Source organism: Robinsoniella sp. KNHs210 (assembly GCF_000686105.1).
GTDB lineage: Bacteria > Bacillota > Clostridia > Lachnospirales > Lachnospiraceae > Robinsoniella > Robinsoniella peoriensis.
The window spans coordinates 1,289,534-1,310,409 of sequence record NZ_JMLZ01000002.1; the positions used below are offsets into that span (position 1 = coordinate 1,289,534).

13 protein-coding genes are annotated in these 20,876 nt (G+C 41.6%); all 13 read left to right on the forward strand.

The features are described 5' to 3' along the window. Positions 1 to 321: 321 nt before the first annotated feature. The 13 genes from CD03_RS36020 (at position 322) to CD03_RS0112605 (ending at position 20,611) form a co-directional block, all read left to right on the forward strand. Positions 322 to 2,283: an NlpC/P60 family protein gene (locus CD03_RS36020; protein WP_052377780.1), complete on the forward strand. Its 1,962-nt coding sequence runs from the start codon at positions 322 to 324 to the stop codon at positions 2,281 to 2,283. A 102-nt stretch (positions 2,284 to 2,385) separates the two neighbouring features. Next, complete coding sequence (locus CD03_RS0112550; RefSeq protein ID WP_027293941.1) at positions 2,386 to 3,756, forward strand: MATE family efflux transporter; 1,371 nt, start codon at positions 2,386 to 2,388, stop codon at positions 3,754 to 3,756. Between the two features lie 79 nt (positions 3,757 to 3,835). Then, entirely contained in the window at positions 3,836 to 4,516 is a 681-nt protein-coding gene (locus CD03_RS0112555) for a TetR/AcrR family transcriptional regulator (RefSeq protein ID WP_027293942.1), read from the forward strand. 233 nt (positions 4,517 to 4,749) lie between these two features. Further along, the gene (locus CD03_RS0112560; RefSeq protein WP_027293943.1) at positions 4,750 to 5,562 is read left to right on the forward strand and encodes a metallophosphoesterase family protein; all 813 of its coding nucleotides are present in this window, start codon (positions 4,750 to 4,752) and stop codon (positions 5,560 to 5,562) included. 19 nt (positions 5,563 to 5,581) lie between these two features. Beyond that, complete coding sequence (locus CD03_RS0112565) at positions 5,582 to 6,940, forward strand: ABC transporter substrate-binding protein (protein ID WP_027293944.1); 1,359 nt, start codon at positions 5,582 to 5,584, stop codon at positions 6,938 to 6,940. A gap of 9 nt (positions 6,941 to 6,949) precedes the next feature. Next, positions 6,950 to 7,906 carry a carbohydrate ABC transporter permease gene (locus CD03_RS0112570; RefSeq protein ID WP_027293945.1) on the forward strand — a complete coding sequence of 319 codons (957 nt, stop codon included), beginning with the start codon at positions 6,950 to 6,952 and terminating at the stop codon, positions 7,904 to 7,906. A gap of 12 nt (positions 7,907 to 7,918) precedes the next feature. Then, the gene (locus tag CD03_RS0112575; protein ID WP_027293946.1) at positions 7,919 to 8,734 is read left to right on the forward strand and encodes a carbohydrate ABC transporter permease; all 816 of its coding nucleotides are present in this window, start codon (positions 7,919 to 7,921) and stop codon (positions 8,732 to 8,734) included. A 55-nt stretch (positions 8,735 to 8,789) separates the two neighbouring features. Further along, positions 8,790 to 9,539, forward strand: a complete 750-nt coding sequence (locus CD03_RS0112580) for a tyrosine-protein phosphatase (RefSeq protein ID WP_027293947.1) — start codon at positions 8,790 to 8,792, stop codon at positions 9,537 to 9,539. Then, entirely contained in the window at positions 9,536 to 10,570 is a 1,035-nt protein-coding gene (locus CD03_RS0112585; RefSeq protein WP_027293948.1) for an ABC transporter ATP-binding protein, read from the forward strand. The genes CD03_RS0112580 and CD03_RS0112585 overlap by 4 nt, the downstream gene beginning before the upstream one ends. A 269-nt stretch (positions 10,571 to 10,839) precedes the next feature. After that, positions 10,840 to 11,319 (forward strand): hypothetical protein, encoded by a 480-nt coding sequence (locus CD03_RS0112590; RefSeq protein WP_027293949.1) that lies wholly within the window; start codon positions 10,840 to 10,842, stop codon positions 11,317 to 11,319. A 167-nt stretch (positions 11,320 to 11,486) separates the two neighbouring features. Continuing rightward, complete coding sequence (locus CD03_RS36025; RefSeq protein WP_027293950.1) at positions 11,487 to 16,670, forward strand: Ig-like domain-containing protein; 5,184 nt, start codon at positions 11,487 to 11,489, stop codon at positions 16,668 to 16,670. Between the two features lie 318 nt (positions 16,671 to 16,988). After that, a complete protein-coding gene (locus CD03_RS36030) occupies positions 16,989 to 19,709 on the forward strand; it encodes an Ig-like domain-containing protein (protein WP_027293951.1) in 2,721 nt (906 codons plus the stop codon). Positions 19,710 to 19,783: 74 nt separating this feature from the next. Further along, positions 19,784 to 20,611: an HTH domain-containing protein gene (locus tag CD03_RS0112605; RefSeq protein WP_027293952.1), complete on the forward strand. Its 828-nt coding sequence runs from the start codon at positions 19,784 to 19,786 to the stop codon at positions 20,609 to 20,611. Positions 20,612 to 20,876: the final 265 nt, after the last annotated feature.

Below are 20,876 nucleotides of genomic sequence, written 5' to 3' on the forward strand. Positions count from 1 at the left end.
CCAGTCGTTTATAGATATTTCTTATAATACCAAAACAGTATGATATTATTTACAAAATAATTATAAACTTATTAAAATACTTTACAATATTAAATCTGTACAATAATTCACGGTTATATACAGCAAATCTTGAAAATATGTAGATTTAGATTGTGAATTTGTTGTGAACAATTATGTTTTGGGGATAAAACACTTGACACAATTGTTAAGTAAGGTATACTAGTATTATGAATTAATTTACATAATTATATGAAATTCAATTTGGCATTTAAGCATTAAAAACGAAATTCGCAGCAGGAGACAAAAGGAGAATACAAAAATATGCATTATAAATCATTGTGCAGGGTCATGGTTGCAGCTATGTCGCTTTCCCTGGTAGTTCCCAATGTTTCTATGGCAGCAGAACCCACGACGGTCGCATCAGAGAATCACACGGAGGCTCATTCACAGCCGGTAACAAATCCGGAGACTGAACCAGTTCCGCCAGAGACTCAGCCGTCAGAGACAACGCCATCAGAATCAAATACACCATCAGAAACACCAACTGAACCAACGACTCCGACTGAATCGGAATCACAGCCAAATACCAAACCGGAAACAGAACCACCCACTGAGACAGAGACGCCTTCAACAGGAGAAACGGGAGATGGCACGAATCCGGGTGATGATTCAGAATCCAACTCACAGGACGGGTCAGATACAGAAAAACCTACAGAAAGTGAGACGGAAGATCTACATAAGCAGCCTCAAATCGTAGGAACGGAAAAAGAGACCGAAAAGAAAGATCAGACTGAGAGTAATAAACAGACTGAATCCAATCAAAATCAAACGAATAATTCACAATATGGCAGCAATCAGGAACTGGTTGCAAACCAGCAGATCGTGATACCGCCTCAGATTCTATCTTCATTCCGTTTTGTTACGGTAAAGAAAGTATATGCGCTGTCAAAACAGAAAAATTTAAAGGTATACAGTGACAAAGATACTTCTTCTACGGTAGTTGGAAAACTGCCTAAGAATGGACTTTGTTATGTGCTGCAAAGTGAAGATGAAGAGTGGACATACATAGAGTCCGGATCCGTCAGAGGTTTTGTAAAAGCAGATAAACTTACGACTGGTAAAAAAGCCAATAATTATGTAAAGAAAAAGACAGAGAAAAAGTTGCAGAAAGCAACTGCGTTAGTGAATCCCTTAAAGAATCCGGCTTTAACTTTTACAAAAACAACTACGAAGACAACAGTAGTTAAAAAGAGATATGCAATCGCTAAGACAGAAGGATTGAATATCAGAGAAGGTAAATCAGAAGAATCCCGTATCATTGGAAAACTTCCAAAAGGTGCTCTTTGCTATGTGTTGAAAGATGCAAAAAAAGACTGGGTTTACGTAGAATCCGGTGATGTGAGGGGATTTGTAAGCAGCAAACTCCTTATGCAGGGTAAAGAAGCTGAAAAGCTCGTAGAAGAAACCGGCGAAGATGAAATCGCTTTAGCAGATGAGCTGATTGACTCGGAAGAAAATGAAGTACTGTACTATACATTAACCTCAACCAAAGAGGGTGCAATCTCAAGTTCCATCCGTGATTCTATGGTTCGGTTTGCACAGCAGTTCGTAGGCAATGCTTATGTCTGGGGTGGTGTTAGTCTGACAAATGGAGCGGATTGTTCCGGATTTGTACAAAGTATCTATGCACAGTACGGTTACAGTCTTCCGCGTGTAGCTGAGGATCAGGCTCAGTATGGAATGAAAATTCCAGTTGAAGAAGCAGCACCGGGTGATTTAATTTTCTATGCCAGGGATGGTTATATTCACCATGTCGTTATGTATATAGGAGATGGTAAGACTGTAGAGGCACAGAGTACGGCAACCGGTATTGTAAATGCTAATGTTAATACGGGTGAAGCTGTCTGGGCAACCCGAATCATATCAGATGATGATGTAGCCAATGTGGAACTGGTATCCAATAATACAGGTCAGTATACTTCAGCAAGCGATTCCGATATCGGACAGCTTCTGGGTACATTTAAATTAACAGCATATTGCAGCTGCCCGATTTGTTGCGGTCAGTGGTCCGGAGGTCCTACAGCCAGCGGTGCAATGCCAATTCAGGGACGAACCGTAGCTATGGCAGGTGTTCCATTTGGAACCAGACTGGTAATTAATGGTCAGATCTATACCGTTGAAGACAGGGGCACACCTTATGGTCATGTGGATATTTATCTCAATAACCATCAGGAAGCAGTTAATTTTGGCGTACAGTATACGAATGTATATATGGCAAATTAATTTACGTTAAAGATGATAAAGAGCGTCGTATTTCAGAAAATGAAGTACGGCGCTTATAAATTATGGTTAAAATAGAATGTTTGATAAGTTTGGGGGAAGGATATGAAGGCACATCAGACGGACTTTTCCAAAGGAAATGTTTATAAGAATATATTAGAATTAGCTGTGCCAATGACCATGGCACAGCTAATTAACCTTTTGTACAATATCGTTGACCGGGTGTATATCGGCAGAATACCGGAACAGGGTACTCTGGCGCTTACCGGACTGGGTCTCTGCTTTCCGATTATTACAATGGTATCGGCATTTGCAAATTTATTCGGTATGGGTGGGGCTCCGCTTTGTTCCATTGAACGTGGCAAGGGGGAAATTCGGGAAGCAGAGAAGATAATGGGTACATCCTTTTCCATGATGATACTTTGCGGTGTTTTGCTTACGATTTTAGGACTGATCTTTAACAGACCTATATTATATGCTTTTGGGGCGAGTGACGCGACTTATCCATTTGCCAGGGATTATACTATGATTTACCTGTGTGGCAGCGTTTTTGTGATGATTGGACTTGGAATGAACAGCTTTATCAATAGCCAGGGATTTGGACAGATGGGTATGCTGACGGTTTTACTGGGGGCTGTGACCAATATTATATTGGACCCTATATTTATCTTTGTATTTGGTATGGGGGTAAAGGGTGCGGCGCTTGCTACGATTATTTCCCAGTTTCTCTCAGCAATCTGGGTTCTGAAATTTTTGACTGGAAAACGGGCGATCTTAAAGCTCCATCTGAAGACGATGAAAGTGAAATGGCATCGACTTAGGGAGATTGTAGGATTGGGACTGTCTGGATTTATTATGTCCGTTACTAGCAGTGCAGTACAGGTGGTCTGTAATGCAAGCCTGCAGTCCTATGGCGGTGACTTATACGTTGGAGTAATGACGATTTTAAACTCCATACGGGAAATTTTAAGCATGCCAGTGCAGGGAATTACGAATGGGGCGACTCCGGTATTAGGCTTTAATTATGGTGCCGGAAATTTTGGGCAGGTGAAAAAAGCAATTCGATTTATGTCTGTAGTATGTGTAGTTATAACTACAGTATCCTGGCTGATACTTATACTGTTTCCGGAATTTTTTATCCGTATCTTTAATAATGAGCCTGAAATGATACAGGCAAGTGTTGAAGCCATCCAATTATATTTCTTTGGTTTTTTTATGATGGCACTGCAGTTTGCAGGGCAGACAGTTTTCGTATCTCTCGGAAAGGCAAAGCAGGCGGTGTTCTTTTCGCTGCTGCGCAAAGCTGTTATCGTGATACCACTGACCCTTATGCTTCCTCAGATTGGAAGCCTTGGAGTAAAGGGAGTGTTTATCGCAGAACCGGTTTCAAATTTTATCGGGGGCCTGGCATGCTTTATTACCATGCTTTGTATGGTGCTGCCGGAATTATCAGGGAAAAATAGTGCATTAAATTAAATACGAAAAAGAAACAGGTTGTATATTTTTTGATCAGTCGCTATAATAAATAAAAAAGAGAGACTGAAGGTGTGGGATCGTGCAGGAATATAAATATGTAAAACACAGTGATAAACAAAGGGCTTTTATACTGGAAAAGGCGAAAGAATTATTTTTAGAGCAGGATATTAAGGATGTCAGTATGTCACAGATTGCGCTGCAGAGTAATCTGATGCGTGCCACGGTCTACCGCTATTTTGAGAATAGAGATGCCATTGCATGGGAAATCTATATTGATTTTAACAAGCAGGTTAATCAGATGCAGCAAGAGAAGTTCATGGATAGTGGTTTGTCGACCTATGAAAAGATAGCATTGTTTTTGCAAAATATGGTAGATGTATTTGAAAAACTACCTGATTACTACAAATTCTTTTTTCATTTCAGTAAGGAGTATCTAAATAATAAATTATATCCGGATACCCGATTTACTAAGGAACTTTACGAGACTACCGGATTAACTTCTGGGTCTACCGTGGCATTCCTTATGAAAAATTTCCATGATGGTTCCGTCCGTGAGGAACTGGACAGTAAGGAATTCTGTGTTTCCCTGGTATATGGCACGCTGGGAGCGATTCATATTGTTAATAATAATCGGGACAGTCTGCCGCTGAAATATAATCTGTCGGCACTGCAGGTACTAAAAGGAATATTACGTGGATATCTGGAGGCTGCCAAAAAAGACGGATACGAATCAAAACTGGCGCAAAATCTGTTAAGGTAACGAGTAGTCAGCACATTAAATAAAACAGGACGAACTGCAAAAAGAATAAACGCAGTTCGTCCTGTTTTTGTATGCAAAAATATATTTTGATCCGGTTTATTTCCAAAAAATGAAAAATGAACACTATGTTTAATTTACAAAAACTTAACATTGAACAGCATGTATAATTTACAAAAGTTCTTTAAGATAAGAGTGTAGATAAGAACAAGCAAAGAATATACCAGGAGGAATATATGGAAAAAATTAGATTTGCACATTTATCAGATACTCATATCTGCAAAGACTATAGTGGGAATCAAATGAAAGATTTGTTTGAAAAAGCCGGAAGCCCTTCGGCTAATCTGGAAAAAAGCCTGAAAGAACTGGAGGCCAGACAGTTAGACTTCGTCTTAATCAGCGGGGATCTGGTACACGAAGGAACCGGAGAGGATTACCGGTATCTGAATGATATGGTATGCTCCTGTATGCCTACGACCCAAGTGATCTATACACTTGGAAATCACGACAAAAAACTGGAATTTCGGGAAGGGCTTCAAATGGAGCCGGATGACCGTTCCCTGTACTATGTAAAAGAGATAAACGGACTTCGGGTAATCGTGCTGGATTCAGCGGTACCTGGGAAAGAGAGCGGATATATCAGCGAAGAGCAGGTAGAATGGCTGGAAGGCATTCTTGCGGAAAAAGCACCGGTAGGTTCGATCATTACTTTTCATCATCCGGTGGAGTGGGAAGTAAAAGAATTGGGAATGCAGATCACAAACAGAATGTGGGATATATTGAAGAACAGTGATGTGCTGGGGATTTTCTGTGGTCATACCCATGCAAACAGTTTAAATTATCTGGAGCATATACCTCAGATCACGGCAGATTCCATGGCATTTGGGCTGGGAATTGAGGGACAGATGTTAAGCTTTACGGATAAAACAGGTTATTGCCTTTGTGAAATCAATGACGGCAGGCTTCAGGTGCATTATGAAACAAGTACTCCAAAGCCAGCGGCATATGTGACCTTTGAACTTTCAGCATTTAAGAAAGCATTGCAATAACTCAGGAGGAGAAAATAAAATGGGCAGAGAAAAGAAGAGATTTATGTGGAAAAGAATGACAGCGCTTGCTGCGGCGATTATAGTAGGAACGACAGCTCTTGCAGGTTGTACACCAAAAGGTATCGAAGCAGCAGGAAGTCCTGCTAAAGGAAATGATGTGGCAGTTCAGAATCTTCTGGATCCGGCGAATCCCACAAACGTTACTTTTTATAGTTACAGTCTGAATTATCCGACCATGAAGGCAGGTATGGAGCACCTGATCCAGGAATTCAATGATACGGTTGGAAAAGAAAAAGGGGTAGTAGTTGAGGGTGTCCCTGATGATATGACTAAATTTAAAACGGATATACAGGCTGGCAATCAGGTAGATATTATTCAGCATACCTTCGGAACTCTGGATGCATCCAGGGAATCATTGGGGATAAAAGCTTACGAAGATGTATTTTCTGCAGAAGAGTTAAAGGAGCATTTTAATGGGATTGCTGAAAACGCACTGGCTCTTGGAAAGATTAATGATAAGACTTATGGCCTTGCATTTACCTTCAGCACTCCAATTCTTTACATTAACGGAAAGTTATTTGAGGATGCCGGTTTAGATCCTGATTCACCACCGAAATCCTGGGATGAGATGCTTGCAATGGCTAAGATGATTAAAGAAAAGACGGGTAAGGATGGGTTTGGCCTGGCGGCAGATAATGGCTGGGTGACAGAAGGAATCGTATATAGCAGCGGATCGGATATGATCAATGCAGATCGGACGAAAGCTGTTTTTGCTGCGGATAACACAGTCAAAGCTTTTGAAATATGGAAACAGTTTTTTACGGAAGGCTGCGGTGCAAAAGGTACGGATAACGATCTGATGCAGCAGTTTATGGCGGGAAATGTGGCAATGCATATACAATCTACTTCGGTGCTGAGCGGTTTTGCAAGTGCAGCAAAAGCAGGAGGATGGGAACTGTATGGCGCTGCTATGCCAGGATTTGACGGAAATGAGGCTGTACCGGTGAACTCCGGAAGCTGTCTGGCTGTACGCCCGGATACTGATCAGAAAGCCCAGGCAGTCTGGGAATTTATCAAATTTGCAACAGGAAAGAGAGGCTACACAATTATCACTTCGGAAATCGGGTATCTTCCTCTTCGAACGGAGCTTGCTGATGATCCGGATTATCTGAAAGATTTTGTGGACCAGTATCCGCTCCTTCGTGTGAATCTGGACCAGTTAAAGAAAATTCGTCCGGTTACCATCTGGCCCGGCGGTATTGCCAATGAAGCGTTCACCATTTTCAGAGATGCAACGGTGGAGGCACTAACCACAGATGCTGATGTTAAAACGGTTTTGGAAAAAGCCCAGAGTAACATTAACCAGTTGTTGGAATAGGAGGAACGAATGAGTACATTATCTCTGGAGAAAAAATATGCGGCGGCATCATCAGTCGCGGAAAAAACTGTTAGAAAGAGAATTCCGGGAGGGATAAAACCCTATCTCTTTCTCCTGCCGGCTATCGGACTGATCATTTTCTGGACTTACAAACCTTTGCTGCAGACTCTGCAATACAGTATGTACAAATGGAGCATGGTGCCGGGGACTGTGCCGGAGTATGTTGGATTTCAAAATTTCGTAAAGTTATTCCATAACAAAGACTTTGTTCCTGCGCTTAAAAATACCCTTATTTATATATTGGGGATGCTGCCGTTTTCCATTGTACTGCCGCTTTTTATAGCCGCGGCTACACAGGACTTAAACGAAAAGGCAAAAAAGATTTACCGTGCAATCTTTTTTATTCCCATGATTATGGCTCCGGTAGCCGTGAGTATTATTTTTCAATGGCTGATGCATCCTAGTAATGGATTAGTGAACCATTTACTGCAGACAATGGGGCTTACCGGGGAGAGTATTGCTTTTTTTGCAGACCAGAAGTTTGCCAGACTGATGATTATACTGATTTCCGGGTGGAAAATGATTGGATTTAGCACCCTGATGTTTTCCTCTGCCTTAAGCGGGTTTGATACACAGTATTACGAAGCTGCGAAATTAGATGGTGCAGGGAGTATCCGGAGGTTTTTTGATATGACACTGGTTTTACTGTCACCCACCGCAATGCTGATGCTGATGGTCAGCGTACTCTTTTCCAGCCAGTGGTCTTTTGCTTATATCGATGTACTGACTCAGGGTGGGCCCTTTGCAACTTCAACCAATATCTATTATATGATGTATAAGTTTGCGTTTGGAGATCTGAATGTAGGTCTGTGTGCAGCAGCGGCAACACTGTTTCTCGTTTTATTTGGAATCATCGCACTGACGATGCAAAGGCTTACAAAAAAATATGCCTTTTATGACAATTAGGAGGATGCGAAGATGATGAAGCGTAAAATGTTAAATGGCGTTAAGCATGGTCTTTTGATCCTGTTATCTTTTCTGGCAATTTTTCCGTTATACTGGATGATTATCTCTTCTTTAAAAGGTGAGGCGGAAATTTTTAATTACCTGCCGCTTCCCAAAGAATTTACTTTAAATAATTATTTTTATGCATTTTCTCAAATGCCGATTCTGAAAATGCTATTTAATTCCATCGTAATCAGTATCATTGAAACAGCCGGACAGGTATTTACCTCGGTACTGGCAGCCTATGCCCTTACCAGATGGGAATTCCGGGGGAAGGGGCTGGTCTATGCTCTGCTGACTTTAACCTGGCTGATCCCTTTCCAGGCAATTATGGTACCCAATTATACCCAGATCAACAATATGGGCCTGAACGGACAGCTGTTCGGCATTGTACTTCCCTATCTGGCATCGGCATTTGCCTGTATTTCTATGTACCAGGCGTTCCAGTCCTTTCCCAGAGCCTTAATCGATGCGGCAAGAATGGATGGGAGCGGGGAGATTCAGATATTAAAAGATATTGTGCTGCCGAGCATGAAAGCATCCATCGCATCACTTGGAATCCTGCTATTTATCAATTCCTGGAATGATTACATGTGGCCCATGCTCATAGCTAAGAAGCTGGAAGAGGCGCCCATACAGATTGGGCTTAAAATGTTTGTAAGTTCTGATGTAAATCTGTGGGGATCCATGATGGCAGCTACAACAGTATCCTGTATTCCGATTTTTCTGATCTATATGGTATTGCAGAAAAATATTGTGGACTCTTTTATGAAATGGGGAATCAAATAATGAAGGTGCCGGAAGATAAAATACGCCCGGACTTTTACAGATGGAGGATGAAATTATGTTAAACAATCAGGAAGTATCAAAACCGCTGGATTTAGAAATGGCATACAATGTCAGGGATTTAGGTGTGTATACTAATTGCAGGGGGGAGAAGTTAGTACAGAACCAACTGTACCGGGCAGACGGGCTGCACAGCCTCACCGGACAGGATCAGGAAAAATTAAAACAAGCCGGTATAGCGGCAGTTATTGATTTGAGAAGCTGTCAGGAGGTGCAAATACTTCCCTGTGTTTTTTGCAATGCAGCAGATGTAGATTATCACCAGGTGCCGTTACTGGATCAGATCCAGTCAAATGGGCTGCAGGGAGGATTTCCGGATAGTATGGCGGGGCTTTACATTGAACTTTTGGAACACAGTAAGGAAGAGATTGCAAAAGTAATGAGCATTATCGCCGGCTATCCTCACCAGGCAGTGGTATTTAACTGTACTGCAGGTAAAGACCGGACGGGAGTTATTGCTATGCTGCTATTGGATCTGGCTGAGGTGGAGGAAAAATTGATCATTGCGGATTATGCAGCCAGCGAAGAAAATATAAGGCCTCTGTTTGAAAAACAAAAGAAACAGTTGTTAAGTGCGGGAATCAAAATGCCGGAGTATCTGTTCGCCTCCAGACCGGAAGAGATGGAGCAGACTATTCAATATCTGAAAAGACAGTATGGCAGTGTGAGAAAATATACGGAAAGCCTGAATCTGGACAGGGAAGAGATGTATGCAATTCAGAGGAAAATGGAGGGAAGTATAAGATGAGCAGTGTAGCAGTAAAAAATATCGTAAAGAATTTTAAGGACATTCAGGTATTAAAAGAGATATCTATTCAGATACCGGACGGATCTTTTACGGTGTTGTTAGGACCTTCCGGTTGTGGAAAATCTACGCTGCTCCGCATCATTTCCGGATTAGAAAAAGCGGATGCCGGGGATATCTGCATTGGAGAGCGCCTGGTCACAAAGGTGGAACCGAAAGACAGGGAACTGGCGATGGTTTTTCAAAACTATGCGCTGTACCCTCATATGACGGTGCGTGAAAATGTAGAATACGGATTAAAAGTGAAGAAAGTGCCTAAGGCAGAGCGGAAAGAAAAGGTGCAAAAGGCGCTGGAGATGGTAGAGCTTACGGATCAGGCGGATAAGCGTCCCGCACAGATGTCCGGGGGCCAGCGGCAAAGAGTGGCTCTTGCAAGAGCTGTGGTCAAAAATCCAAAAGTATTTCTCATGGATGAACCCCTGTCTAACCTGGATGCCAAACTGAGAAACCAGATGCGGGAAAAAATAACGATGCTGTATGAGCAGCTTAAAACTACTTTTTTGTATGTAACCCATGATCAGGTGGAAGCGATGTCTATGGGGAGCAATATTGTGATCATGAATCAGGGAATCGTCATGCAGCAGGGGACTCCAAGGGAGATTTATACCAATCCGCGCAATGTATTTGTAGCCGGATTCATAGGCTCTCCTCCGGCAAATATCATCCATTGGAATATGGGAAGCGTTGCGGTCAGGCCGGAACACGTTAGCTTAAATCAACCGCTGATGGAAGGAATTCATCTAAAGGGCGAAATAAAGACGGTAGAGCAGCTGGGCAGTGACAGTATTTACAGTGTGAGAACCGAAATCGGCAATATCAAGGCGAAATCCGTCTGCTTGTGGGAAGATCAGGATAAGCTTGCAGATGTTTGTCTGCCTTATGAACATATTTTTTATTTTGATGAAGCAGGGGACCGGATTCAGGGGGATAAGATCTGCCAGAGGAAGTTTGCGGATTTTATAAATGGCATTTAAAGTTATTTCCCTGTAAGCAGCTTCAAATGGGTAAAATCCTGTTTGCAGCTGCTTTTGTTTTGAGAAAAAATATCATTGTTGCCGTGAGACAACCCTGATTTCATTAGCAACTGCGGTGAGTTATGGAAATATATGGATATAAACGGTGCGCAAAAGCAACGAAAATAAGTATTGCAATTAAAAATATGCAGTAATATAATGACAACCAGTTAGCAAGTGCTAATTGGAACTAATAATTTATATTTAACCCAAATAGGAGGGAACACATTATGAACAGAATTGCAAAAAAATTATTCGCAGCAGGATTAGCAGGAAGCATGACACTTAGTATGGGACTGACTGCATTTGCAGCAGAACAGCAGGGACCATTTGATGCAAAATTGTATAAAACAGGTACTACGACATTATCCATGGGTGATGGGGCACTTTTGGATGCTGTATATACTGAGACTTCAGGTGGGATTCAGGTTACGGTAAATGTAGATGAAGGTTTTAAGGCTTATGGGATGAGCGGGTCTCTCACAAAAGTATATATGGATACGGATGGGGATGGTGTAATCAATAAAGATGTGAATGTGGTAGCTGACCGCGACGGTAATGGTAAAACGGATGCTCTTATATTTACTTACACGGGTCCTGTATCAGATATAGAGAATTTAAAGATAATAGGTGATTTTACAATCAGCGTATTAAATTTGATGCCAATGAATTCTATCGGTGATCTGGTGATTGAAAACCATGCAGAATAGCAATATTGTATCCAATAAATCAGCATTGGTTGTGTAAGGTATAAGTAATCATAAAAAATATTTGTGAATGTATATGATTATCGATATCACAAATTGAGAAGAATTTTCGTTTATACGTGAATTCTTCTTAATTACTGTTTAGAAAAGAAAAATAACGGGAGGAAATCATGAAAATAATACTAAAAAAAGGCATAGCTGTTATGCTCGCATTGGTCATGGTTATGACTTGTTTTTCTTTGGATGTATCTGCAGCGGAGGAAAAAAACGTTTTGGAACAATTTCAAGAAAAACTGGAATATGCTTTGACTCTAAAAGAAGAAGATTACACGCCGGAAACGTGGAAACCATTTAAGGAGTATGTATTGGACCAAATGGCGGTCAATCCGGACATAGCTACTTATCCGGAGAGTGTAATTGAACATTATCTAAATTCCATTACTGCGTATCTGGATCAGTTGGAAGAAAAGGAAAAGACAGTCTATGAACAATTGCTGGAGAGAATTAGTTATGCAAAAACGCTGAAAGAAGAAGATTATACTCCGGCTTCCTGGAATTATTTTTCGGAATTTATGCAGGGAATAGAGGGGAATGAATATCTGGAACCCATGGCGGCAATGTTTCTTGGCGGTATAAATGCAGCCATCGATCAGTTGGTACCGGTGAATTCAGATACTACCACATTAGAAGACGGAGTGTATTCCGTGGGCTTATCCCTTTGGAGAAATTTTCAAAAAAGTGTTGATTTTTTCACACAGGAAATTCCGGTCCCGATTGTGAAAAATGGGATGATTACGGCAAAAGACGGTAAATATACATTAACATTAAAGATTTACCATTATTCTGATATGAAGTCCATAGAGGTATTAAAACCCGAATATCAAAAAAACCAGACAGCTGATGACTGGACTTTACTTTATAACTTTGGAACGAAAGGATTTTTACATAACTTCAATCCTTTGGAGAGCAATTTACATCCAAACGTTATAAATAGATTTTCTGCTGAAAATGATAATTTCTGGTCGGATGTGAAAATGGAAGAGGATTCTGATGATTCCGTTTATGTTTCGTTTGAAGTGAACGATTTATCCCAGGATATCTATGGAGACATTGTTTATTCTGTAGAGAAGAATGATGAAGAATATTATCTGTTCAATTATTTTTTGGCATCCTTAGATGTAAGCAGCATAAAGCAAATGCAGGAGCTTCCGCTTGCAGATAGTGAAGGAGAAGCGGGCTGTAGTAAAGGAGTGCTTTATGAGGCTGACGCACTATGTTTCCCGGATGAGTTGGGGAGATATACAATTTCCCAGGGAAAGATGACTCTGACCTACCGGTTTGATAATAAAGAGCAGCAGGAACAGATTAAGGATCCGGTAAATTTATATGACTGGAATAAGAATCTTATAGATTTGACGGACGATGGTGAATTTTCAGCTGTTTACGAAGATTATAATGATTTAATTTTTGGAAAAAGGTACTTGCTGATATCGAATCTCCTCAGTACCACATATCGCGCCTACGATATGATCCCCCAACTGGATGTCAAAACAATTTCATTGGAAGATCCCCTGTCAGGCACCATACTGGAAAGCAACAATTATGTGGTCTCTGAAGATGCCGTGCTGAAATCAGAAGAAGTTACAGATAATCCGGATGAGTGGGATTTATATGATGATATCGATAATAATATAGGGGGCATAGCCAAAAATATACTGGCTTTCCGCTATTATATACAAAGCGGTGAGAATAAGATAACAAAACCAACACAAAAAGTAACTTTTAAGTTTAAGATACCGGATGACTGGGATAAGACAAGAATCCAGTTATTCAGAATGGCAGCAGAGGGTCCGGACTTAAGCGTTCAGGGCGGAAAAGTGGAAGGGGATTATTATGTAATCCAGACCAACGACATATCAAATTATGCCTTATATGAAGTTAAAAATGCAGACCAGGATGCACCAGAGCTTTTAGATGGAACCTATACGGTCCCTGTTACCGTATGGCATATCGTGGATGAAGGAAAACAGTCCATGTCTTCTAAATGCGTTGGCAAAACAGCGAAAATCGTAGTGAAAGACGGTGTGAAGACCATGTGGCTGGATTACCGTATGGTGACCAATGGATTGCTAGAGTCTTATATGACGGACATGTGGTATTATGACAAGGATGTAACTTACGATGCCGCAGGATACCCTCAGGGTGAGATACATCGGGTAACCTTTGACTCATATTTTAAATATGATGACGGATCTTATCTCACAGATATATTCAATGAGGGAACAGGGAGGTATTACCCTAAGACCGGATATTTTGTATTGCCCAGCGATAAAGCACAATTCCCGGTAAGGTTCCGTGTTCCGGTCATGGATGGATTTTCTGAAACCGGAGACAATTCCCAGGATGCCAGATTTTCTATTGACTATGCAAATATTAAAAAAGTATCAGATGATACGCTAGATCCTGATCCGGAAGAAATCCCACCGTCAGGACAGCAGACAGTCCTTGTAAATGATGGTATTTATACAACAGACAGTGCACTCTGGATTATGCGTTCTAACAGTGAGAGCGAATATAATGGTGTCATCAAAGGAGCGCGCCTTGCAGTTAAAGGTGGAAAAGTTACCGCATTTATTGATTTGCAGTCAGTAAAAGCAGGTTCGGGTGATATCTGCCTTACAAGTCTCAGTTACCAGGATGGGGAAGCATATAAAGATGCAGAAGTTACGCAGAAAGACGAAGATGGGAATATTACACAGGTAAAACTCACCCTGCCTTCCAGCGTAACATGTACAAATGTAAAGGCATCGTTCTCTGATATCAGTGAGGAAGGCCGTATATTCCTGGATCTTAGGAATGTAAAAGAACAACAGTCGGATAAGACCGGCTTAATGGAAAAACTTGCAGAAGCAAAATCTTATGAAAAAGACGGGTTTACGGCAGATACCTGGGAAAAGTTACATAATGCAGTGACCACTGCCCAGAAAATAGCAGATCATGCTGCTGCAAATCAGACAGAGATTGATGAACAGACAACATTACTGGAAGCTGCCATAGCAGGACTGATGCCTGCCGACAAACCAGGAGAAGTAAAGAAACAGGCTCTCAGAGAAGCACTAAAAGAAGCAAAAACATTTGAGGCAGAAGACTATACAGAGGAAAGTTTTGCCGATTTACAGGCAGTTATTGCAGAAGCCCAGGCAGTTGCAGATGATAAAAATGCGGATCAGCAGTCTGTAGATGCACAGGTAACTGCAGTGCAGGCGGCGGTGGCATCCCTTGTGAAATCCCAGACACCGGAAGCGGCAGATAAAACGGCTCTGGATTTAGCGCTTGAGAAGGCAAATTCCTATACAGAGCAGGGTGCCTATACAACGGAGAGTTTTCATACCCTGCAGACAGCGATAATTTCAGCATCTCTTGTAAATGAAGATGTAAATGTCTCCCAGGAAGCAGTTGACCGGCAGAGTGCTTTATTAGATGCAGCCATAAATGCATTAACAGAGGATACAAAAGGTGTATTGAAAGACGGTACTTACATCATCCCGGCAATTCTGCGCCATTCGAGTAATCAACAGGATTCAATGGGAAATGCAGCGCTTATAAAACCATCCACACTTACTGTAGCAGAAGGAACTGCAACAATAACCATGGATTTTGAACCTTTGACCATTGCAGCATTTGGAAAAGGATATTTAGCAAGATTACAATATCTGACTTATGAAGGAGATGAATATCCACCGGAAGACAGTGAATTAATCCCGCTGACCGTGGACGCTCAATATACCGATATCTATGATGCTTACAATGATCCGGAAACCGGTCTGGATGAGAGTATAAAAGGACAGTTCTATCCGAAAACCATGTCAATGCCGGTTGCCATTGATGATTCTGAAATCTGGATGCAGGTGTACGTCCCTATTATGGAAAGCATCAGCGAAGGAGCAGGAACACAGTTTGCAAGACTGCAATTAGACTGGGATAACCTGGCATGGAAAGATGGCGGCGGAACAGATACCACCGTACTGAAAGCACTGATTGAAACGGCTGGTTCCCTGGAACAGGGTTCTGCATCCGATGAACTATACGGAGTACTCACCGCAGCAATCCAGTCATCAACTGCACTGGTAAATAATATACGTGCAGAGGAACCGCAGATTCAGGCACAGGAAAATGTTTTAAAGCTTGCTGTGGAAGCGGTAACAGCGGATTCCCAGGGAGCGGACAAAACGGTTCTTCTGCAAAAACTGGAAGAGGCAGAGGTGTATCTTGGACAAACACGTATTTACACGGCCCATTCATTGGCAGTACTGCAGAATATTTATGATAAGGCAAGGGTGGTCTATGACAAAGAAAGGGCATCTGAGTCTGAAATTACCGCCATAATAAATGCACTGAATATTGCTGTTCAGGGTCTTCATGAAATCGTAAGACCGGATGTGACGGATCTGAATCAGAAAATTAACAGTGCAAAAGCAATCCAGAATACCGGTGGAATTTATACGAAGGCAAGTTTTGCGGCTTTGCAGACAGCGATTGGAAAAGCGCAGTCAGCTGCAGAGGATGATGACAGAACCCTGGAAAGCGTTCAGGCGGCAATTAACCAGCTGCAAAATGCAGTCACAGGATTAGTGAAGACCAGCATAAGTCTGGATAAAAAGGCTGTGTCCATGACCGTTGAAGAGACAATAACATTAAAGGCTTTCGTAAATGAAACCGGCACTTCCATTCAATGGACATCTTCGAATCCTAAGATTGCATCTGTTGATAAGAATGGAACGGTAAATGCCATTGCGCCAGGAAGCATAACCATCAAAGCAACTATAAACAGTGTAAGTTCAATCTGTAATATTACAGTCAAAGCAAAAGAAGTGAAACCAGTGCCAAAGCCTACAGCATCTCTGTCACTGAATAAGAGCAAGCTAACACTCTATACAAAAGGTGCCAAAACCTTTACACTAAAAGCAGCCGTTACAGGCAGCAGCAAAAAGGTAATCTGGAAATCCAGTAATACTAAGGTTGCAACTGTGAAAAACGGCAAGATCACAATTAAGAGAAAAACAGGAAGTGCAAAGATTACTGCAACTGCAAACGGAATCACCAAGACCTGTAAGCTTACAGTGAAAAAACCAAGTCTGAAGCTGGCGAAATATAGTAAGACCCTGAAAAAAGGAAAAAGTATCCGGATATCCGCCAAAGCTTTGCCAGGGGGAAAAATCAAATACAAGTCAGATAATAAAAAAGTAGCAACGGTAACCAGTAAAGGACTTGTGAAAACAAAGAAAAAAGGAAATGCGAATATTACAGTAAGCTGCAATGGAATTAAGAAAATTTTCAAAGTCAAGGTAAAATAAAATATACGAAAGAGCGTATCGAACAATTGATACGCTCTTTTTGCAAATGGAGTGATAAAAGCAATTATTAATCACATGCTGAAATTATCACAAGGCTATTAAGTGCTTATAATGAGAAAATATATCACAAGTTGCGTTGGAGCAACTACGAAACGCCTTGTAAATAAAGGCAAAAATGGATATCATTTGGAAAAACAGTTGCACAGCAGCAACAAAATAAGGATTGCAAAATATTCCAGCTGGCTATATACTGTTGGAGTCAAAGTTAGCTATGGCTAATTAAATACATACAGAAAGAAACCAGGAGGAATCAGTAAGATGAAAAGAACGACAAAAGCAAAAGGTCTGTCAGTGTTGATGGCAGCAATGATGACCATGAGCTCTTTTTCGGCAGAGGCGTTTGCGGCTGAGCAGGATACAGCAGATTTGATCGTGTCACAATATCAGCAGGAAGCAGCGTATAACCTGCAAGAAGAGTTATTTCAGGTAAGCGCCCAGTTTTGGAAGACGGATAAAGATGAAGTTTCCATGTCCAATGGAATTATAAAAAGTGCCAGATTCATATCAGGGGACGGCGAAATGCAAGTGTACCTGGACGTACAGAAATTAACAGTCAGTATGGGAGGGAATGAGATCAGTGCATATATGCAGGGTCTGCAGTATAAGTCCGGCAATGAGGAAAACTCCTCAGCATCAGAGTATACAGATGCCGAGGTAACCGCACGCGACCAGGACGGAAATATCGCTCAGGTAAAACTGGTACTTCCTGAGAATACAGGACTTACTGATATTATGCTGGACAGCGGTATGATGGGGACACAGGGGGCAAGATTATATCTGGATCTGGAAAATGCAGTATTGCAGGATATCGACAAATCAGCGTTAAATGACCAGATTCAAAAAGCATCTGATTATGAGGAAGCAGCATATACACCAGAAAGTTACACAGTTTTTACAGAAGCATTGGCAGCAGCCGTTAAGACGGCAGCAGATCCTGCTCCATTCCAGGATGAGATAAATAACGCTTCACAAACTCTTGCGTCAGCAATAGCCGCACTGGTGAAGACGGCAGATAAGGAGTATTTGCTTAATGATGGTCTTTACAAAGTTACGGCACAGTTCTGGAAGTCAACAGAAGATGAATTGTCCATGTCCAATGGAATTGTAAAGTCCTGCAGAATTTTATCTGAAAACGGACAGATGAAAGTTTATCTGGATGCCCAGGCTTTATCGGTAGAGATGGGATCGCAGGTCATAACTTCATACATGCAGGGGCTGCAGTATTTAAGTGGAGATGTATATGTGGATGCAGATGTGACAGCCAGAGACAGTGAAGGGAACATTTCCCAGGTCGAACTGGTTCTTGCAAAAAATACGATACTGACAGATATCAAACTGGACAGCGGAAGAGTGCAGCCGGCGAGATTATATCTGGATCTGGAAAATGCAAAAGTCCAAAATGTGGATAAGAGCAGCCTGAATGCACAGATACAGTCAGCATCTGAATATACAGCGTCTGAATATACGGACGAAAGTTTTCAAAATCTGCAGACAGCCCTTCAGGCAGCGAAAGCTGTAGCTGAAAGCCCCATTGCAATGCAGCAGGAAGTATCTGATCAGTCGGATGCACTGATGGCAGCGGTAAACGCACTGGTAAAAAAAGCGTCAGTGGCAGATGGAAATTACACTATTCCGGTCAGCGTATGGCATGCATTAGCTGAACAGCCTTCCATGGGAAATGATGCGGTTATAAAGACTGCAGATCTAACTGTGAAAGATGGAAAAGGAATCTTAAAACTGACATTGCTGCCTGTTGATTTACAGGGGTTAAAAGGTTACCTCGGGTGGATGAAAAAAGTAACTGCAGATGGAACTGTAGATGCAGAAGTGCTGTCCACCTTTGATGTCTATGACAGTTTTAACGATAAGGAAAATGGAACAGATCCCCAGATGAAAGGAAAGGCATATCCAAGCAGTCTGTCATTTCCGGTTGACATAAATCTAAATGAAATGGAAATTCAGATGTACATACCGATTATGGAAGGTATACAATCTGGATCAGGTACACAAAATGCCCGTTTAAGATTAGACTGGACAAAGCTTACCCCAGTTAAAGAGGAAGAGCCGGCAGTAGATTTTTCTGCTTTAAACGCAAAGATTAACAGTGCCAGAGCAATCAACAATAACAATGGAATTTATACAAAGAGCAGCTTTGATGCTTTACAGAATGCCATTGCCAAAGCTCAGGCGGTTGCAGGCAATAAGAACAGCAAGCAGGCGGATGTGGATCAGGCACTTCAGGAACTGCAAAATGCGGTGAACGGACTAGTAAAGGAAAGCCCTGTGCCCGCAGCAACTCTGGCATTGGACAAGAGCAATATCACTCTCTATACCAAGGGCAGCACTACCGCTACATTAAAAGCGACTGTGACAGGAAGTAGTCAGGCAGTGACATGGAAATCCAGTAATCCGGCTGTTGTGGAAGTCTTAAACGGAAAACTGACAGCAAAAAAAGCAGGTACTGCAGTGATTACCGCCACAGCTAATGGCATCAGCAAGACTTGTACGGTAACCGTAAAAGCACCGGCTTTAAAATTAAGCAGATCCAAAGCAACCCTTTATATCAATGGAAATAAGACAATAACCCTGAAGGCAGGCGTAACAGGTGCGAGCAGCAAAGTGACCTGGAAATCCGCCGATAAAAAGATTGCAGTGGTAAAGAACGGAAAAGTAACGGCGAAAAAGACCGGGACAGTTAAAATAAAAGCTACCGCAAACGGCATTACGAAGACTTGCACTATCACAGTTAAAAAGCAGAAGCTTCAAATTAAGTCATCTTCTATAGAATTAAAGAAGGGCGAAAAAGTTAAAATCGTGGCAAAGGTAGTGCCAAGTGGAAAAATCACCTATACATCCAATAAGAAAAAAGTAGCAGCTGTAACCAGTAAAGGTGTTGTAAAGGCGAAGAAAAAAGGAACTGCGAAGATTACGGTCCGGTGTAATGGACTGAAAAAAACAGTTACAATAAAAGTGAAGTAATTCCAACAGATTTTAATTTTAACAGGGATGCGGCATAAGATATGCGGCATCCCCTTTTCGGGAGGAGTGAGCGTATGAGAACAGAGCTGACACCGGTACGTGTGAAAATTCTGTTAAATATTTTGAAAATGGAGAAAAACGAATTAAGTGCGGCAAATATTGCAAAAAAACTGCATATTTCCAAGTCAACGGTAAGCCGTGCGGCAGACAGTTTTGCAAATGAGAAAATACTGTATGAAAAAGAGTTAAAATTTACGCCTTATGGAGAAAAACAGGTCAAAAGAATTGATCATGAAAAAGAGATCCTCCAGAACTGGTTTATCAGTGAAGGCGGAATGTCTTTTCAAGAGGCAGAAGATCAGGCGATTCATCTTTTGCTATGCACTGCTGACCAGACCAGGGAGCTGCTGATCGAAAAACTGGCAAGCGCCGCTAACAGATGTGCCCTCTGCGATGTGGATGGATTCTGTGAAAAGTGTATTGACTATCTTCTGGCTGACGGGGAATATTCTATTGCTTATACGATTTATAAAGATAATTCCAAAGAACATCTCCAGGTATCCATGGCAAATGAAGGCTTCTGCCACCCTGGCATTCTACGTGTGAAAGATGGTGTGGGATACGTATATCTGAAGTCAAAACGGCTGGTTCGCCCGCTTCCTACGGGAAAAGGAATGATGTCCGGACAGGTAGATGAGGTGGCATATCTGATGAACCATCAATTTCAGGCAGCAGTACGTAATAACAATATCTGGAGCTTTCCTACTTCCTGTATGAAATTTACCTACAATAAAGGAGAAGGGGTCTTGCTTGGAAGTGCTCCTCTGAAAATGAAATGTTCTTCAGGCAGTATGTATATGCCCGAAAGTGTAGCAATATTTACTATGGCACTGGTGCTGTAAAGGATACCGAAATGATAAGATTTATCATAGTTGCGCAGGTGCAACCCGGTATTTCCTTTATTAAATGCGCTGTGGTAAGGATTTTACATAAAGTCAGGTTGCATGGGAGCAACTTTTTCTTTCCTTGATCATATTTAATTTATCATTATAATAGAGAAAAGAGGTTAGCCGAGACTAACGACAGGGCGTGTCTGAATCATTATTGCACCCAGGCATAAGTGATTAAGACACGTTCTGATACAGAGATTATAAAAATAGGAGAGTG

Coding starts and splice junctions, on each gene's coding strand:
- CD03_RS0112550 (WP_027293941.1), top strand. CDS start 2,386: ATGAAGGCACATCAGACGGACTTTTCCAAAGGAAATGTTTATAAGAAT.
- CD03_RS0112605 (WP_027293952.1), top strand. CDS start 19,784: ATGAGAACAGAGCTGACACCGGTACGTGTGAAAATTCTGTTAAATATT.
- CD03_RS0112560 (WP_027293943.1), top strand. CDS start 4,750: ATGGAAAAAATTAGATTTGCACATTTATCAGATACTCATATCTGCAAA.
- CD03_RS0112570 (WP_027293945.1), top strand. CDS start 6,950: ATGAGTACATTATCTCTGGAGAAAAAATATGCGGCGGCATCATCAGTC.
- CD03_RS0112585 (WP_027293948.1), top strand. CDS start 9,536: ATGAGCAGTGTAGCAGTAAAAAATATCGTAAAGAATTTTAAGGACATT.
- CD03_RS36030 (WP_027293951.1), top strand. CDS start 16,989: ATGAAAAGAACGACAAAAGCAAAAGGTCTGTCAGTGTTGATGGCAGCA.
- CD03_RS36020 (WP_052377780.1), top strand. CDS start 322: ATGCATTATAAATCATTGTGCAGGGTCATGGTTGCAGCTATGTCGCTT.
- CD03_RS0112590 (WP_027293949.1), top strand. CDS start 10,840: ATGAACAGAATTGCAAAAAAATTATTCGCAGCAGGATTAGCAGGAAGC.
- CD03_RS0112580 (WP_027293947.1), top strand. CDS start 8,790: ATGTTAAACAATCAGGAAGTATCAAAACCGCTGGATTTAGAAATGGCA.
- CD03_RS36025 (WP_027293950.1), top strand. CDS start 11,487: ATGAAAATAATACTAAAAAAAGGCATAGCTGTTATGCTCGCATTGGTC.
- CD03_RS0112575 (WP_027293946.1), top strand. CDS start 7,919: ATGATGAAGCGTAAAATGTTAAATGGCGTTAAGCATGGTCTTTTGATC.
- CD03_RS0112565 (WP_027293944.1), top strand. CDS start 5,582: ATGGGCAGAGAAAAGAAGAGATTTATGTGGAAAAGAATGACAGCGCTT.